Source organism: Pseudomonas sp. G.S.17 (assembly GCF_038096165.1).
GTDB lineage: Bacteria > Pseudomonadota > Gammaproteobacteria > Pseudomonadales > Pseudomonadaceae > Aquipseudomonas.
The window spans coordinates 5,155,957-5,171,013 of record NZ_CP151076.1; the positions used below are offsets into that span (position 1 = coordinate 5,155,957).

At 59.1% G+C, this 15,057-nt stretch carries 14 protein-coding genes; 3 read left to right on the forward strand and 11 right to left on the reverse strand.

The window, feature by feature from the left end; genetic code table 11:
* The first annotated feature begins 39 nt into the window (after positions 1 to 39).
* On the forward strand, positions 40 to 960 hold the full coding sequence (locus AABC73_RS23890; RefSeq protein ID WP_341524320.1) for a GlxA family transcriptional regulator: 921 nt from the start codon (positions 40 to 42) through the stop codon (positions 958 to 960).
* A gap of 25 nt (positions 961 to 985) precedes the next feature.
* On the opposite strand, the gene zapE is transcribed toward AABC73_RS23890, so the two are convergent.
* From zapE to AABC73_RS23905, 3 genes are all read right to left on the reverse strand, one after another.
* On the reverse strand, positions 986 to 2,080 hold the full coding sequence (gene zapE, locus AABC73_RS23895) for a cell division protein ZapE (RefSeq protein WP_341521231.1): 1,095 nt from the start codon (positions 2,078 to 2,080) through the stop codon (positions 986 to 988).
* Positions 2,081 to 2,141: 61 nt separating this feature from the next.
* Positions 2,142 to 3,491: a tryptophan--tRNA ligase gene (locus AABC73_RS23900; RefSeq protein ID WP_341521232.1), complete on the reverse strand. Its 1,350-nt coding sequence runs from the start codon at positions 3,489 to 3,491 to the stop codon at positions 2,142 to 2,144.
* A 24-nt stretch (positions 3,492 to 3,515) separates the two neighbouring features.
* Positions 3,516 to 4,145: an alpha/beta fold hydrolase gene (locus tag AABC73_RS23905; protein ID WP_341521233.1), complete on the reverse strand. Its 630-nt coding sequence runs from the start codon at positions 4,143 to 4,145 to the stop codon at positions 3,516 to 3,518.
* Between the two features lie 145 nt (positions 4,146 to 4,290).
* On the opposite strand from AABC73_RS23905, the gene AABC73_RS23910 reads away from it, so the two are divergent.
* Positions 4,291 to 4,728, forward strand: coding sequence for a DUF1043 family protein (locus AABC73_RS23910; protein ID WP_341521234.1), 438 nt, complete (start codon positions 4,291 to 4,293; stop codon positions 4,726 to 4,728).
* A 249-nt stretch (positions 4,729 to 4,977) separates the two neighbouring features.
* Here AABC73_RS23910 and cysN read toward each other — a convergent pair whose 3' ends face one another.
* The 3 genes from cysN to AABC73_RS23925 all read right to left on the reverse strand — a co-directional run bounded on the left by cysN (position 4,978) and on the right by AABC73_RS23925 (position 8,719).
* Positions 4,978 to 6,876 (reverse strand): sulfate adenylyltransferase subunit CysN, encoded by a 1,899-nt coding sequence (gene cysN, locus AABC73_RS23915; protein ID WP_341521235.1) that lies wholly within the window; start codon positions 6,874 to 6,876, stop codon positions 4,978 to 4,980.
* Between the two features lie 12 nt (positions 6,877 to 6,888).
* Positions 6,889 to 7,806, reverse strand: coding sequence for a sulfate adenylyltransferase subunit CysD (gene cysD / locus AABC73_RS23920; RefSeq protein WP_331149745.1), 918 nt, complete (start codon positions 7,804 to 7,806; stop codon positions 6,889 to 6,891).
* A gap of 154 nt (positions 7,807 to 7,960) precedes the next feature.
* Positions 7,961 to 8,719, reverse strand: a complete 759-nt coding sequence (locus tag AABC73_RS23925) for a Nif3-like dinuclear metal center hexameric protein (protein ID WP_341521236.1) — start codon at positions 8,717 to 8,719, stop codon at positions 7,961 to 7,963.
* A 170-nt stretch (positions 8,720 to 8,889) separates the two neighbouring features.
* Between AABC73_RS23925 and algW the strand changes: the two genes are divergently transcribed.
* Positions 8,890 to 10,047: a Do family serine endopeptidase AlgW gene (algW, locus tag AABC73_RS23930; RefSeq protein ID WP_341521237.1), complete on the forward strand. Its 1,158-nt coding sequence runs from the start codon at positions 8,890 to 8,892 to the stop codon at positions 10,045 to 10,047.
* A 109-nt stretch (positions 10,048 to 10,156) separates the two neighbouring features.
* On the opposite strand, the gene hisC is transcribed toward algW, so the two are convergent.
* The 5 genes from hisC to AABC73_RS23955 all read right to left on the reverse strand — a co-directional run bounded on the left by hisC (position 10,157) and on the right by AABC73_RS23955 (position 15,010).
* Positions 10,157 to 11,209 (reverse strand): histidinol-phosphate transaminase, encoded by a 1,053-nt coding sequence (gene hisC / locus AABC73_RS23935; RefSeq protein WP_341521238.1) that lies wholly within the window; start codon positions 11,207 to 11,209, stop codon positions 10,157 to 10,159.
* 1 nt (position 11,210) lies between these two features.
* Positions 11,211 to 12,542 (reverse strand): histidinol dehydrogenase, encoded by a 1,332-nt coding sequence (gene hisD / locus AABC73_RS23940; RefSeq protein WP_341521239.1) that lies wholly within the window; start codon positions 12,540 to 12,542, stop codon positions 11,211 to 11,213.
* A 125-nt stretch (positions 12,543 to 12,667) separates the two neighbouring features.
* Positions 12,668 to 13,303, reverse strand: a complete 636-nt coding sequence (gene hisG / locus AABC73_RS23945) for an ATP phosphoribosyltransferase (protein ID WP_020292931.1) — start codon at positions 13,301 to 13,303, stop codon at positions 12,668 to 12,670.
* 179 nt (positions 13,304 to 13,482) lie between these two features.
* On the reverse strand, positions 13,483 to 14,748 hold the full coding sequence (gene murA, locus AABC73_RS23950; RefSeq protein ID WP_341521240.1) for a UDP-N-acetylglucosamine 1-carboxyvinyltransferase: 1,266 nt from the start codon (positions 14,746 to 14,748) through the stop codon (positions 13,483 to 13,485).
* 22 nt (positions 14,749 to 14,770) lie between these two features.
* Positions 14,771 to 15,010 (reverse strand): BolA family protein, encoded by a 240-nt coding sequence (locus tag AABC73_RS23955; protein WP_065832898.1) that lies wholly within the window; start codon positions 15,008 to 15,010, stop codon positions 14,771 to 14,773.
* Positions 15,011 to 15,057 lie beyond the last annotated feature (47 nt).

The following is a 15,057-nucleotide window of genomic DNA, read 5'->3' on the forward strand; positions in this document are numbered from 1 at the left end:
AGCATTCTGGCCATTGATGGGGTGTTCGCCTCGACCCTGATGCAGGCCAAGGACTTTTTCCATGTCGCCAGCCTGCGCTACAGCAAACAGCTGGGTCAGGGCCGGACGCCTGCGTTCGAAACCCGCCTGGTCAGCCCGGACGGCAAGTCCGTGCGCAGCTTCAGCGACGTCATCCTGACGGTCGACGGCGATCTTGCCCAAAGCGATGTGATCGTGATCCCGGCGTTCTGGGATGACTTTGATGCGTTGCGTGAGCGTTATCCGCAAATCCTTCCCTGGCTGCGTGAGCAACATGCCAATGGTGCGGTCTTGTGCGGCGAAGCCAGTGGCGTGTTCTGGCTGGCCGAATCGGGCTTGCTGGATGGCAAGGAAGCGACCACTTACTGGCGTTTCTTCGAGCAATTCAGTCAGCGTTTTCCCAATGTCTTGCTCAATCAGGAGAAACACCTGACAGACGCTGACAACCTGTATTGCGCAGGCGGGACTACGTCGGCCTGTGATCTTTATATTTACCTGATCGAGCGATTCTGCGGCGCCAACGTCGCCCAGGCCGTGGCGAGGGACATTCTGTATGAAGTGCAGCGCAATTATTCGCCGGGACGTATGGGATTTGGCGGCCAGAAGCTGCACCAGGACGTGATGATCCTGCAGATCCAGCATTGGCTGGAAGAGCACTTCGCCGACAAGTTTCGTTTTGAGGATGTCGCCCGGGAACACGGCATGAGCATTCGCAACTTCATGCGCCGCTTCCAGAGCGCGACGGGCGACAAGCCGCTGCATTACCTGCAACGCCTTCGCATCGAAACTGCCAAGGGCCTGCTCTCCGGAACCCGCAAAAGCATCAAGACGATCAGTTATGAGGTGGGCTACGACGACGCGAGCTTTTTCGCGAGACTGTTTCGTCAGCACACAGAGTTGTCACCGAATCAGTATCGGCAGCAGTTTCAGCAGGCGGCCTGAGCGGCCTGCTGAAACTGTAGGACCGTCAGGGCTTATGCGCCCGCGACAGGAACTCGTGGGACTGCATTTCCAGCAGGCGGCTGAGCGTGCGCTGGAACTCGAAGTTCAGGCGTCCGCCGGTATACAGGTCCTTGAGTTCGACCTCAGCCGAGATGATCAGCTTGACGTTGCGGTCGTAGAACTCGTCGACCATGTTGATGAAACGGCGAGCGATGTCGTCGGTGGTAACGTTCATCTGCTCAACGCCACTGATCAGCACGGCATGGAAAATCTTGCCCAGTTCGATGTAGTCGTTCTGGCTGCGCGGTCCGTCGCACAGCTCGCGGAAATCGAACCAGGCCACGTCGTCACAGGTACGAACGGCGCGGATTTCGCGGTTCTCGATCATCAGCACATCATTTTCGATGGCTTTGGTGCATTCCGGCGTCAGGGCGCGGAAGCTTTTGCGTAGGCTTTCCTGAGCAGCTTCATCCAGAGGAAAGTGGAACAACTCGGCTTGCTCAAGATGGCGTAACCGATAATCCACGCCGCTGTCGACGTTGACGATCTCGGTGTTCAGCTTGATCAGGGCAATCGCCGGCAGGAAACGCGCACGTTGCAGGCCGTCTTTATAGAGACCGTCCGGGACGATGTTCGAGGTGGCAACCAGAGTCACGCCATTCTTGAACAGCTCTTCCATCAGCGTGCCGAGGATCATGGCGTCGGTGATATCCGAGACGAAAAATTCATCGAAACAGATGACTCGCGCTTCATCGGAAAAACGCTTGGCGATGATCGTCAGCGGGTTCCGTTCGCCCTTGAGGGTGCGCATTTCTTCGTGGACGCGCTTCATGAAGCGGTGGAAGTGGGTGCGAACCTTGTCGTCGAACGGCAAGGCTTCGAAGAAGGTGTCGACCAGATAAGTCTTGCCCCGCCCTACGCCGCCCCAGAAGTACAAACCCTTGACCGGAGCCTGTTCTTTCTTGCCGAACAACTTGCCGAACATGCCCGGCTTGCTGGTGTGCGCGGCGATCAGGTCGTCGTACAAACGCTGCAAATGGCGCACGGCGGTTTCCTGCGCGGCGTCATGGAAAAAGTCGGGGCGCTTCAGATCTGCTTGATATCGTTCTAGGGGGGTCATATTCGTTAGCAAGGCAACAAAAACGGGCCGTCACTGTAGCGACGGCCCGGCAGAATGGCAATCAATCCTGTTGCGGGGTCAGCGCCGCTTTCAGGCTTTCGATGGCTGCATCCCGAGCCGTGGCGTCGGCAAATGCCGGGCTGTCGGCCACACATTGGCCATCAAGCCACAAAGTGAAGCTATCGCCTTCAGCACGAACGTCGAGTGCGCCGCCCTGCTGCAACTGTTTGCTGGCGGCGCCTGCAGCCTTGCCGTCGGCAAAATTGCGCGACAACAACAGCTGTTCGCCATCGGCGGCGAGCAGACGGAAGCGGAAGCTGCCATCGTCTTCACGGAAGCTGACGAAGCGCGCGCCTTTGGCGGCTTTTTTCTTCCCGGCGGTCGCCACCTGAACGTTGCTGCGGAACGAGCGCAGGCCGACGGCTTCGCGCAGTTCGCCAAGGAACGGCGTCGCGACGCTGCGGGCCTTCGCGGCACCGGCGAGCAGAATGTCTTCCAGATCGGCCGGACGTTCGATCAGGCGATGGTAGTTTTCCCGCGCTTCGCCCAGCTGACTGTCCAGCAGGGTGAACAAGCGATTCTTCGCCTCGCCCCAGCCCAGGCCCTGCAACAGCTCGGAACGGAACTCAGCGTTCTGCTCAGGCGTTGCGAAGGCCTGATAGAGGGTGAACAGGTGCGAGTTGTCCGGATCCTTGGCTTCGCCCGGCGCACGGGAGTCGGTGACGATGCGCGAAATCGCGTCTTTCATCTCTTTGGCATTGCTGAACAACGGGATCGTGTTGTCGTAGCTTTTCGACATCTTGCGCCCGTCCAGACCCGGCAGCGTGGCAACGCTTTCCTCGATCAGGGCTTCGGGCATGACGAAAAATTCCTTGCCCTGGCCGAACAGGTGATTGAAGCGCTGGCCGATATCACGGGCCATTTCCACGTGCTGGATCTGGTCGCGACCGACCGGCACCTTATGGGCGTTGAACATGAGGATGTCCGCCGCCATCAGCACCGGGTAGCTGTACAAGCCCATGGTGATGCCGGCGTCCGGGTCTTCGCCGGTCTCGACGTTCTTGTCCACCGACGCCTTGTAAGCGTGAGCGCGGTTGAGCAGGCCCTTGGCCGCCACGCAGGTCAGCAGCCAGGTCAGCTCCGGGATTTCCGGGATGTCGGACTGGCGATAAAACGTAACGCGGTCAACGTCCAAGCCAGCAGCCAGCCAGGTCGCGGCGATTTCCAGACGCGAGCGCTGAATGCGCAGCGGGTCATCGCATTTGATCAAGGCGTGGTAGTCAGCCAGAAAGTAGAACGAATCGGCACCGCTCTCGCGGCTGGCAACGATGGCCGGGCGAATCGCGCCCGCGTAGTTGCCCAAGTGAGGTGTGCCGGTGGTGGTGATACCGGTCAGGATACGAGTGGTCATGGCGGGTCGCTTATCGGGCTGTCATCAATTCGAAAGGCGCGGCATGACCAGATCCTTGAGATCAGTCAGCTTGCCGTGAAAAAAGTGTCCGCATTCTGCCACTTTCAGCAGCTCATGTGGACGCGGCAGCGCGGCGGACCAGTCATACACCACTTGCGGATCGATGACTTCGTCGGTTTCCGGCTGGATCAGGGTCAGCGGGCAGTTCTGCGGCAACTGATCCTGTTCGCCCAGGCGCATGACCGCAGGCGCGATCATGAACAGATGTTTCAGTTGCTCGCCACCGGCCTCAAGCCGCCCTCCCAGGGTTGCCGCGACGTAGCCGCCAAAGGAAAAACCGAACAAGGTGATCGGCAGGTCGGGCTGCTGCTCGCGCAACCAGCGGGCCACGGCGACAGCATCTTCGACTTCGCCGACACTGGCTTCGGAGGTGCCCGCGCTGGCGCCGACGCCGCGATAATTGAAGCGCAGGGTACTCAAGCCAGCGTCGCGAGCCGTGCGTTGCAGGGTCGAGACGACTTTATTGAGCATGGTGCCGCCCTGTACCGGGTTAGGATGGCAAATCAGCGCCAGGCCTTTGGCATCCGCCAGATCCAGGTAAAGCGCTTCGAGCTGGCCCACTGGGCCATCAATCAAAACAGGGGTTTCGCGCATGAGCAAAAATGAACTCCGTGACCTCGAATTGGGTCGACTCGTCTAGCTGATTGTCTGCCGGTTACGTATCCGTGAGCGTGTCGCGGTATACAGAGCAGGTTCGAGCCGTTAACGTAAAGCAAAGCCGTTTATAGAGGAAGGACTCGTGGAACACTCGCTCTTAGTTTGGTTGTTGCCGACCCTTGCGCTGGTCGCCGGTGTGGTTATCGGTTTCCTGGTCGCACGTCTGCTGCCCAACACCGCCCCCAACGGTACCCAGCGCCAGCTGGATGACGTTCAGGAGCGTTTCGACAATTATCAGAACGAGGTGGTCACTCACTTCAACAGTACGGCTAATCTGGTGCAAAAGCTGTCCCAGAGTTATCAGGAAGTCCAGGAACACCTCGCCGAGGGCGCCAATCGTCTGGCCCTCGATGAACAGACCCGTCAGCGCCTGCTCGCTGCGCTGCACCCGGAAGCCAATACGATCCAGCGTGATCGTCTGACGCCGCCACGTACCGCAGCAGAGCCGCCAAAGGACTACGCCCCGAAAATGCCGAATTCTCCAGGCATGCTGGATGAGCATTACGGTCTGAAAAAGTAATTCGCGACACGCTGCACACAAAAACCCCGCCATTGAGATGAATGGCGGGGTTTTTTGTGGGCGTAGATTCGTTTTCTCCCGCCACATGGGATCCGTAGGACCGGCTTCAGCCGGGAGCTCATTCGTTCTGACGATACATTTGCTGCGAATCGACTCCCGCCCTCCCGGCTAAAGCCGGTCCTACGAGGTGTATCAACAAAAAACCCGCCATCATCTGGCGGGTTTTTTGTTACGGCGTCAGCTCAAGGATCAGATCGCGCCACGGCTGCGCAGCAGTTCCAGCACTTGCTTGACGCTTTCTTCAAGGTTCAGCGACTGCGTGTCGAGGACCAGATCGGCGTTGAGCGGCACGTCGTACGGGAAGGACTCACCGGGAATGTTGTCGCCATCGGCGGCATACAGGCCTTGTGGGTCACGCTCGCGGCAGACGGTCGGCGACGCCTGGACGTAAACCGTCAGCAGACGATCAGCACCAATCAGCGACCTGGCCTGCTCGCGACCTTCGGCATCCGGCGCGACGAACGCTGCCAGCGTCAGCAGGCCCGCTTCGTTGAACTGACGCGCCACGTGAGCGGCACGACGCCAGTTCTCGGTACGCCCGGCACGATCCTGCGGCAGACCCTTGTTCAGGTCGTGACGCAGGTTCTGGCCGTCAAGCACGAACACCGCGCGCCCCATGTCGAACAGCTTGCGCTCGACCGCATAGGCCAAAGTGCTTTTACCTGCGCCGGAAAGGCCGCTGAACAGCACGGTGGCTGGTTGCTGGCCGAAGCGCTGGGCACGCTCTTCGGTCGCTACATGGGCTAGCTTGCCATGATGATTGGCGCTGCTGCTGCCCACCGCTTTGGCGATGATCATGCCCGCCGCGACGGTGCCATTGGTCAAGCGATCAATGACGATGAACGAACCGGTGGTGCGATTGCTGTCGTAACCGTCCAGCGCGATAGGCGAATCAAGGCTGACCTTGACGCGACCAATCTCATTGAGCTGCAACGAACTGGCTGCGCCTTCTTCAAGCGTGTTCACATCGACGCGGTGCACGATGCTGGTGATCGAACCCGGCACGTAACTGGTTGCGCGCTTGATGTCGTATTTCTTGCCCGGCAACATCGGCTCTTCGGCCATCCACACCAACATGGCGTCGAACGCGTCGGAAACCTGCGGCACATTGTCGGCGTGTACCAACAGGTCGCCACGGGAAATATCGATCTCGTCTTCCATGGTCAGGGTGACTGCCTGACCAGGACCTGCGTGCTCCAGCTCACCTTCGAAGGTGACGATGGATTTCACGCGGCTGCTCTTGCCCGACGGCAGCACGACGACTTCGTCGCCCTTGTGCACGATGCCGCTGGCCAGCGTGCCGGCGAAACCACGGAAGTTCAGGTTCGGACGGTTGACGTACTGCACCGGGAAACGCAGGTCGGTGTAGTTGCGGTCGTTGGCGATCTCGACGGTTTCGAGGATTTCCATCAGCGACTGGCCGGTGTACCAAGGCGAACGCTCGCTCTTGTTCACCACGTTGTCGCCCTTGAGGGCCGACATTGGCACGAAGGCCATGGTCGTCGGTTTGAAGGCGATACCTTCGGCGAACTTCAGGTAATCAGCCTTGATCGACTCGAAAACGCTTTCGTCGAAGCCGTTGAGGTCCATCTTGTTGATCGCCACGACGATGTGCTTGATGCCCAGCAGCGAGGCAATAAAGCTGTGTCGCCGCGTCTGGGTCTGCACGCCGTAACGGGCGTCCACGAGAATGATCGCCAGGTCGCAGGTCGATGCGCCGGTGGCCATGTTGCGGGTGTACTGCTCGTGGCCCGGTGTATCGGCAATGATGAACTTGCGCTTGGCGGTGGAGAAATAGCGGTAAGCCACATCGATAGTGATGCCCTGCTCGCGCTCGGCCTGCAGGCCGTCGACCAGCAGCGCCAGATCCACGTCATCGCCGGTGGTGCCGGATTTCTTCGAATCGCGGGTGATGGCTTCCAGGTGATCTTCGTAGATCATCTTGGAGTCGTGCAGCAGACGCCCGATCAGCGTGCTCTTGCCGTCATCGACGTTGCCACAGGTAAGAAAGCGCAACATTTCCTTGCGTTCGTGCTGGCCCAGATAGGCGAGGATGTCCTCGCTGATCAATTCAGATTGATGCGACATGTGACACCCCGTTTAGAAATAACCCTGACGTTTTTTTTCTTCCATCGAACCTGCGCCATCGTGATCGATGACCCGGCCCTGGCGTTCGGAAGTTCGCGTCAGGAGCATTTCCTGAATGATGTCGGTGAGGCTGATGGCCTCGGACTCGACTGCGCCCGTCAACGGGTAGTCGCCAAGTGTGCGGAAACGGACTTTCTTCTTGACGATGCGTGCCTTGTCCTCATCGCTGAGGTGATTGAGCAGGCGCTCGTCGTCGATCATGATCCAGGTGCCGTTCATCTCGATAACGTCGCGCTCGGCGGCGAAATACAGCGGCACAATCGGGATGCCTTCAAGGTAGATGTACTGCCAGATATCCAGCTCGGTCCAGTTGGACAGCGGGAATACACGGATCGACTCGCCTTTGTTGACGTTGCCGTTGTACACATTCCACAGCTCTGGGCGCTGGTTTTTCGGGTCCCAGCGATGCTTGGTATCGCGGAACGAGTACACGCGCTCTTTGGCACGAGACTTTTCTTCATCACGACGCGCGCCACCAAACGCGGCATCAAAGCCGTATTTGTCCAGGGCCTGCTTGAGACCTTCGGTCTTCATGATGTCAGTGTGCTTGGAGCTGCCGTGGGTCAGCGGGTTGATACCCTGCGCGACGCCATCGGGATTGACGTGAACGATCAGGTCCAGGCCCAGTTCCTCGACCATGCGGTCGCGGAAACGATACATTTCCTGGAATTTCCACTGGGTATCCACGTGCATTACCGGGAACGGCAACTTGCCCGGGAAAAACGCCTTGCGCGCCAGGTGAAGCATGACGGCAGAGTCTTTACCGACGGAGTACAGCATCACCGGATTATCAAACTCGGCGGCGACCTCGCGGATGATGTGGATGCTTTCCGCCTCCAGCTGTTTCAGATGCGTCAGTTTGTCGACCATGGCTACTCACGGATTACATTCGTTATTGACCGGGCAAACGCCCGGGACGGCCAGCGGGCCGTGTTCGAGGCCGCACTCTAGCACAGCGCCTGCTTCTATTCAGGAGACGGGATAGATCGAAACGATCTATGGATATACCGCCTCGTTTGGGTGATCAGATCGGATTGGGGCAGTCGATGAACAGATGTTCCAGCGCAAAGCGCCGGGCCAGATAATCACCCAGGGCCTGGACTCCGTAGCGCTCGGTCGCATGGTGCCCGGCAGCAATAAAGCTGATGTTGTTCTCCTGGGCACTGTGAAACGTCTGCTCCGAGGCTTCGCCACTGAGGAACAGATCGACGCCAGCCAGCACCGCCTGATCGATGTAACCCTGCCCGCCGCCGGTACACCAGCCAACCCGTCGAATCATCTCGCTGCCTTCGATCAGCAAGGGTTCGCGGCCCAGCGCGTCCTGGACACGCCGGGCAAAATCCCGAGGCATCATCGGTTCGGCCAGGGAACCGACCAGACCAATGACCTTCGAGTTTTCCGGATCCAGCGGTCCTTCGACGGTGATATCCAACTGTCGCGCCAACTGCACGTTATTGCCGACGTCCGGATGCAGATCCAGCGGCAAGTGATACGCCAGCAGGCTTATGTCGTGCTTGAGCAGCGTTTTCAGGCGGCGCTGCTTCATGCCGGTCACGCAGGGATTTTCGCCCTTCCAGAAATAACCGTGGTGCACGAGGATCAGATCGGCCTGGGCATCCACCGCTGCATCGAGCAACGCCTGACTGGCGGTGACGCCGCTGACGATACGCATGACTTGCGGGCGGCCCTCGACTTGCAGGCCGTTCGGGCAGTAGTCCTGGATGCGGGCGCTGTTCAGATAACGATCGGCTTCTTCTACTAGGGTGCTCAGCGCAACAGCCATGAAAGACTCCTGAATATTCGGTTCTGAGCGGATAGTGTCCTGACTCGGGAAAACGTACACTTTCGTACAGCTTATTTCCGAGACAGGACAGCAACTGCTCGTATAATGCCGCCCATTATGGCGCAGATGGGCGACCAGCCGCAGCGTCGAACCACTTTCAGGACTGTTCAATGTTCAAAGCACTGCGGTTTTTCGGCTGGCCGTTGCTGGCCGGTGTGCTCATCGCTCTACTGATTATTCAGCGCTACCCGCAATTGGTCGGTTTGCCCAGCCTCGATGTGAATCTGCAACAGGCTCCACAGACCACTAAAGTCCAGCAAGGGCCCGTGTCCTATGCCGACGCAGTGAGCATGGCTGCGCCTGCAGTCGTAAACCTCTACACCACCAAGATGGTTAACAAGACCAGTCATCCACTCTTTGAAGACCCGCAGTTCCGGCGCTTCTTCGGCGATAACCTGCCCAAGCAGAAACGCATGGAATCCAGCCTTGGCTCGGGCGTCATGATGAGTCCGGAAGGCTACATCCTGACCAACAACCACGTTACCACCGGCGCGGACCAGATCGTCGTGGCGCTCAAGGACGGTCGGGAAACCATCGCCCGGGTGATCGGCAGCGACCCGGAGACCGACCTTGCGGTGCTCAAGATTGACCTGAAGAACGTGCCAGCAATCACCATTGGCCGCTCGGACAGTATCCGCATCGGCGATGTCGCGCTGGCTATCGGCAACCCGTTCGGCGTCGGCCAGACCGTGACCATGGGCATTATCAGCGCCACGGGCCGTAATCAGCTTGGCTTGAACACGTACGAAGATTTCATCCAGACCGACGCCGCCATCAATCCGGGTAACTCAGGCGGTGCGCTGGTCGATGCCAATGGCAACCTGACCGGTATCAATACCGCGATCTTTTCCAAGTCCGGCGGCTCACAGGGCATTGGCTTTGCGATTCCGACCAAGCTGGCGATGGACGTCATGAAGTCGATCATCGAGCACGGCCAGGTGATTCGTGGCTGGCTGGGCATTGAAGTGCAACCCTTGACCCAGGAACTGGCAGAGTCGTTCGGTTTGAAGGATCGTCCGGGCATCGTTGTCGCGGGTATTTTCCGCGACGGACCTGCGCAGAAAGCCGGCCTGCAACTGGGTGATGTAATCCTGAGCATCAATGGCGAGCCCGCCGGCGACGGACGACGCTCAATGAATCAGGTGGCTCGCACCAAACCCAGCGACAAGATCGACATTCAGGTCATGCGTAACGGCAAGGAAATGAAGCTCAGCGCTGAAGTCGGCATGCGCCCGCCACCGGCGGTGACGCCGGTTGAGCAAGAATAGGCGCGTCTGGCGTATCGCTCTCGAATTAGCGCTTCATTGGTAGGACCGGCTTTAGCCGGGAGCGCGTCCTCCCGGCTAAAGCCGGTCCTACAGATATTGCGCTTGCAACCTACAACCCCGCCAACCCATCCAGCAGCGCCTGATTCTGCTCTGGCGTGCCAATGCTGATACGCAGGAATTGCGCGATGCGTTCCTGCTTGAAGTGCCGCACGATCACGCCTTGTTCACGCAACTGCGCCGCCAGCCCGGCCGCGTCGTGGCCGGGGTGACGGGCGAAGATGAAGTTCGCCGCCGAAGGCAACACCTCAAAGCCTTTACCCTGCAACGCCACGATCAGCGCTTCACGGCTGGCGATCACTGCATTGCGGGTGGCGTCGAAGTGCTCACGATCCTCGAACGCCGCCGTCGCGCCGACAATCGCCAGGCGATCCAGCGGATAGGAGTTGAAGCTGTTCTTGACCCGCTCCAGTGCTTCGATGAGATCCGGATGGCCAACCGCCAGACCAACGCGCAAGCCCGCCAGCGAGCGCGACTTGGACAAGGTTTGCGTGACCAGCAGGTTTGGATAACGCTGCACCAGGCTGATCGCGGTTTCACCGCCAAAGTCGATGTACGCCTCGTCCACGACGACCACTGAATCCGGGCTGGATTTGAGCAATTTCTCCACAGCCTCAAGGGCCAGCAGGCAGCCCGTTGGCGCATTCGGGTTAGGGAAAATGATGCCGCCGTTGGGCTTGGCATAATCCTCGACGCGAATCTGGAATTGCTCATCCAGCGGCACGGCGTCGAAATCGATGCCGTAGAGTCCGCAATACACCGGATAAAAGCTGTAGCTGATGTCCGGGAACAGCAGCGGTTTGTCGTGGCGGAAAAACGCGTTGAAGATGTGCGCCAGCACTTCGTCGGAGCCATTACCGAGAAAGACATGGCTGGCCGGCACGCTGTAATAACTGGCCACTGCCTGCTTGAGCAGATCGCTGTTTGGATCCGGATACAGGCGCAGGTCATCGGTCAGCTCGGCGCGCATGGCCGACAGGGCCTTTGGCGACGGGCCGTAAGGGTTTTCGTTGGTGTTGAGCTTGACCAGTTTGGTCAGCTTCGGCTGTTCGCCCGGCACATAAGGCACCAGATCATTGACGAACGCACTCCAGAATTTACTCATCTCAGTTCCCCTGCCCTTCAGTGCTGTCGATGATGCGATATTCGGCGCTACGTGCGTGAGCGGTCAGAGACTCGCCTCGGGCCAGCACTGAAGCGGTCTTGCCCAGTTCAGACGCGCCCTGCTCCGAGCAATAAATGATCGAGGAGCGCTTCTGGAAATCGTACACACCCAGCGGCGATGAGAAGCGCGCGGTGCCCGACGTAGGTAATACGTGGTTCGGTCCCGCGCAATAGTCGCCCAAGGCTTCGGAGGTGTGGCGGCCCATGAAGATCGCGCCCGCGTGGCGGATCAGCGGCAACCAGGTTTCCGGATCGGCCACCGACAATTCAAGGTGTTCTGGCGCAATACGGTTGGCGACTTCAATCGCCTGCTGCATATCCACCACTTTGATCAACGCACCACGGCCATTGATCGACTTGTCGATGATCTCGGCACGCTCCATGGTCGGCAGCAATTTAGCGATGCTCGCCGCGACTTTATCGAGGAACTCGGCGTCCGGGCTGACCAGAATCGCCTGGGCGTCTTCATCGTGTTCGGCTTGGGAAAACAGGTCCATGGCAATCCAGTCCGGATCGGTCTGGCCGTCGCAGACCACGAGAATTTCCGAAGGACCGGCGATCATGTCGATGCCGACCTGACCGAATACGTGGCGCTTGGCCGTTGCCACATAGATGTTGCCGGGGCCGACGACCTTATCGACCTTGGGCACGCTTTCCGTGCCATAGGCCAATGCGGCAACCGCTTGTGCGCCGCCGATGGTGAACACCCGGTCGACACCGGCAATACAGGCGGCGGCCAGCACCAGTTCGTTGATTTCGCCACGCGGAGTCGGCACCACCATGACCACTTCGGTGACGCCCGCCACTTTCGCGGGAATGGCGTTCATCAGCACCGATGAAGGGTAAGACGCCTTGCCACCCGGCACGTAGAGCCCGGCACGATCCAGCGGCGTGACTTTTTGGCCCAGCACCGTGCCATCAGCCTCGGTGTAGGTCCAGGAATCCTGTTTCTGCTTTTCGTGGTACATGCGCACCCGATCCGCGGCCTTTTCCAGTGCTTCGCGCTGGGCCGGGGTGATGCGCGTCAATGCCAGTTCCAGACGCTCGCGCGGCAGGATCAGATCCGCCATCGAAGCGACCTGCAAACCATCAAAACGCTGCGTGTACTCGACCAACGCGGCATCGCCACGCTCGCGCACAGCCTTGATGATTTCCAGCACGCGCTCGTTGACCGAATCATCAGACACACTTTCCCAGCTCAGCAGATGATCCAGATGATGTGCGAAATCAGGGTCAGCAGCATTGAGTCGGCGAATTGCAGTCGGTGCGGTCATAGCGAGAGCCTCATAGGAATGGCAAAAACTCAGGCGCCCTAAACTAGCAGTCGATCCGCTTGGGCACCTGAGAATTCTGGCTATGAGGCGGATAGACGGGCGCGACTCAAGGTCGCGCGGGTAAGTCAGCCGCGGTGTCGTGACTCCACTGCGTTGCGCAGGGTGTCGATCAGCGCCTGGATGCGGGCGTGCTGCATTTTCATCGAAGCCTTGTTGACTACCAGACGCGAGCTGATCATGGCGATCAATTCCTGGGGCTCCAGGCCATTGGCGCGCAGCGTGTTGCCGGTGTCGACCACGTCGATGATCTTGTCAGCCAGGCCAATCAGCGGCGCCAGTTCCATCGAGCCGTACAGCTTGATGATGTCAACCTGACGGCCCTGCTCGGCGTAATAACGCTTGGCAACGTTGACGAATTTGGTGGCCACGCGCAGACGACCTTTGGGCTCTACGGCGCCAATGGCACCGGCGGTCATCAGCCTGCACTTGGCAATCTGCAGGTCCAGCGGCTCATAAAGGCCCTGGCCGGTGTATTCCATCAGCACATCTTTACCGGCGACACCCAGGTCGGCAGCGCCATGCTCGACATACGTCGGCACATCGGTGGCGCGCACGATCAACAGACGCACATCGGCCTGGGTCGTGGGGATGATCAGCTTGCGGCTCTTGTCCGGATTCTCGGTCGGCACGATGCCCGCTTCAGCGAGAAGCGGCAATGTGTCGTCAAGGATACGGCCCTTGGACAGTGCGATGGTCAACATGGGAAACGTCAGTCCTTATCAGGAAACTTTTGTCCGGACGCAATCGGCGCCGAACAACCCTCACGCGAAGAACACCAGGCATGAGGTGGAACGAATCAAAAATCACACAAGTATCGAAGTGCAATCCCTGATGCCTGACCGAACTGATTCGGCCAGGCATCAGGGATGTTTGAAGTCTACTAGCCCGGAACGCGACGGATCTTGGCGCCCAGCATTTGCAGCTTCTCTTCAATGCACTCGTAGCCACGATCTATGTGGTAGATGCGGTCGATCAGGGTGTCGCCCTGGGCAACCAGGGCCGAGATCACCAGACTGGCCGAGGCACGCAGGTCGGTCGCCATCACTGGCGCGCCTTTGAGCACCTCGGTGCCGGTGACGATTGCGGTATTACCCTCAACCTGGATCTGCGCGCCCATGCGGTGCATTTCGTACACGTGCATGAAGCGGTTTTCGAAAATGGTTTCGATCACGGCGCCAGTGCCTTCAGCGATGGCATTGAGCGAAATGAACTGTGCCTGCATGTCAGTCGGGAACGCAGGATACGGCGCTGTCCGAATGTTGACGGCTTTGGGCCGCTTGCCGTGCATGTCCAGTTCGATCCAGTCGACGCCAGTGGTGACTTCGGCACCCGCTTCCTGAAGCTTGAGCAACACCGCTTCGAGGATCGTCGGGTCGGTGTCCTTGAGCTTGACGCGACCGCCAGTGGCCGCAGCAGCAACCAGGTAAGTACCGGTTTCGATGCGATCGGGCATGACCTTGTAGGTCGCCGAACCCAGGCGCTTCACGCCATCGATGGTGATGGTGTCAGTGCCGGCGCCGTGAATCTTGGCACCCATGGCAATCAGGAAGTTGGCGAGGTCGACCACTTCAGGTTCGCGGGCGGCGTTCTGCAGAACGCTGCGACCGTTAGCCAGGCTGGCAGCCATCATGATGTTCTCGGTACCGGTCACACTGACGGTATCGAAGAAGAAGTGGGCTCCGCGCAGGCCGCCTTCAGGCGCCTTGGCCTTGATGTAGCCGCCTTCCACGTCAATGATCGCGCCCATGGCTTCAAGACCACGGATGTGCAGGTCAACCGGACGCGAGCCAATGGCGCAACCGCCAGGCAAGGCAACTTCGGCTTCACCGAAACGGGCAACCATCGGACCCAGCACCAGAATCGAGGCACGCATGGTTTTCACCAGTTCGTACGGCGCGATCAGGGTCTTGATGGTACGGGCGTCAATTTCAACGCTGAGCTTTTCGTCGATCACAGGCTCGATGCCCATGCGACCAAACAGCTCGATCATGGTGGTGATGTCGTGCAGGTGTGGCAGGTTCTGCACGGTGACCGGTCCGTCGGCCAGCAAGGTAGCGGCAAGAATCGGCAGGGCAGAGTTCTTCGCCCCGGAGATGCGGATTTCGCCGTTAAGACGAACGCCGCCAGTAATAATCAGTTTATCCATAAGAATCTCGACGCCAATTGGCTCAGGTGCGCTCGGCCCATGCAGCGCGGCTGAAAAATTTCATAGTGACCGCGTGGATGCTGCCATCGGCGATCCAGGGGTTCAAATGAGCATAGATCTGCTGCTGACGCTTGACGGGGCTAAGTGTAGCCATCTCGTCACTGATCACGTTGAGCTGGAAGTTGCAGCCTTCGCCTTCAACTTCGACCTGGATCTCAGGCAACTTCCCTTCAAGGAAGCTCTTAACTTCTACGGCGTGCATGCTTAACCTCGATTGGCGACCTACGCGCGCGGGTCGGCCATCATACA

What these genes read in the sequence shown, in the direction of transcription:
- AABC73_RS23890 (WP_341524320.1), top strand. Translation starts at nt 40, where the DNA reads ATGCAGGCCAAGGACTTTTTCCATGTCGCCAGCCTGCGCTACAGCAAA.
- zapE (WP_341521231.1), bottom strand. Translation starts at nt 2,080, where the DNA reads ATGACCCCCCTAGAACGATATCAAGCAGATCTGAAGCGCCCCGACTTT.
- AABC73_RS23900 (WP_341521232.1), bottom strand. Translation starts at nt 3,491, where the DNA reads ATGACCACTCGTATCCTGACCGGTATCACCACCACCGGCACACCTCAC.
- AABC73_RS23905 (WP_341521233.1), bottom strand. Translation starts at nt 4,145, where the DNA reads ATGCGCGAAACCCCTGTTTTGATTGATGGCCCAGTGGGCCAGCTCGAA.
- cysN (WP_341521235.1), bottom strand. Translation starts at nt 6,876, where the DNA reads ATGTCGCATCAATCTGAATTGATCAGCGAGGACATCCTCGCCTATCTG.
- cysD (WP_331149745.1), bottom strand. Translation starts at nt 7,806, where the DNA reads ATGGTCGACAAACTGACGCATCTGAAACAGCTGGAGGCGGAAAGCATC.
- AABC73_RS23925 (WP_341521236.1), bottom strand. Translation starts at nt 8,719, where the DNA reads ATGGCTGTTGCGCTGAGCACCCTAGTAGAAGAAGCCGATCGTTATCTG.
- algW (WP_341521237.1), top strand. Translation starts at nt 8,890, where the DNA reads ATGTTCAAAGCACTGCGGTTTTTCGGCTGGCCGTTGCTGGCCGGTGTG.
- hisC (WP_341521238.1), bottom strand. Translation starts at nt 11,209, where the DNA reads ATGAGTAAATTCTGGAGTGCGTTCGTCAATGATCTGGTGCCTTATGTG.
- hisD (WP_341521239.1), bottom strand. Translation starts at nt 12,542, where the DNA reads ATGACCGCACCGACTGCAATTCGCCGACTCAATGCTGCTGACCCTGAT.
- hisG (WP_020292931.1), bottom strand. Translation starts at nt 13,303, where the DNA reads ATGTTGACCATCGCACTGTCCAAGGGCCGTATCCTTGACGACACATTG.
- murA (WP_341521240.1), bottom strand. Translation starts at nt 14,748, where the DNA reads ATGGATAAACTGATTATTACTGGCGGCGTTCGTCTTAACGGCGAAATC.
- AABC73_RS23955 (WP_065832898.1), bottom strand. Translation starts at nt 15,010, where the DNA reads ATGCACGCCGTAGAAGTTAAGAGCTTCCTTGAAGGGAAGTTGCCTGAG.